Here is a 763-nt window from a genome sequence, read left to right as displayed (position 1 = left end):
GCTCGCCTTGCAACGCCGCCGTCGTGACGGCCGCCGCCCCACCGTGTCCGGTGGCCATGCGGGCCAACGCCGCTCCGGAGGCGACCTCCTCGAGCATACGGACGCCATCCGTGGTTTCGATCGGGGAGATGCCGATGTGGCCCGCCAGTCCCCTGCGGCCCTCAACGAGCCGACCGTCGATGACAATGCCGCCGCCGATCCCGGTCGACACCGTGACGAAGACGGCAGTGCCGCCGCGTCCCGCGCCGAAACGATATTCGCCCCAGGCGGCAGCCTGCGCGTCGTTGCGGGCGACGACGGGCATGCCAAGCTGGGCCGCGAGGGTCTTGGTCAGAGGAAAGTCGTCAGGCACGGCCAGCGTGTCCGGGTTGACCGCGCGCCAAACTCCGTCGCGGACCAGTCCCGTCACGGCGATGCCGGCGGATCGGGTGCCGGTCCAGCCCGCAACGAGCCGCGCGACCGCCTCGATCCAGGCCGTCGGGCCGCCGGTTCGATCGGTCGGTGTTTCGCGCCGCTCCAGGATGAGGGGTCCATCGATCAAAGCCGCCGCGAGCTTGGTGCCGCCGAGATCGATCGCAAGGACGGGGGCTCGGGGCACGGCTCAGCCTCCGGCCGGCGCGTCGATGGGTTCGCGCATCACGGCGGCGAACCATCCGGTGATGTGCTCGGGACGGGTAATGGCCGAGCCCACCACCACGGCAAAGGCCCCGGCGGCCCGTGCCGCGCGGAGGTCGGCCGTCGTCCGGTAGCGGCCTTCGGCGAA

2 protein-coding genes are annotated in these 763 nt (G+C 72.0%); both read right to left on the bottom strand.

Annotated features, from left to right (window positions below):
• A partial coding sequence (locus M8523_RS36435; RefSeq protein WP_282589666.1) for an ROK family protein occupies positions 1-598 on the bottom strand: 598 nt, incomplete at its 3' end.
• Between the two features lie 3 nt (positions 599-601).
• Positions 602-763: hypothetical protein (locus tag M8523_RS37075; protein WP_428352076.1), on the bottom strand; the 162-nt coding region annotated here is incomplete at its 5' end.

Source organism: Lichenifustis flavocetrariae, assembly GCF_026130545.1.
In the GTDB taxonomy this organism is placed as follows: Bacteria; Pseudomonadota; Alphaproteobacteria; order Rhizobiales; family Beijerinckiaceae; genus Lichenihabitans; species Lichenihabitans flavocetrariae.
This window is presented reverse-complemented; position numbering and strand designations above follow the sequence as displayed.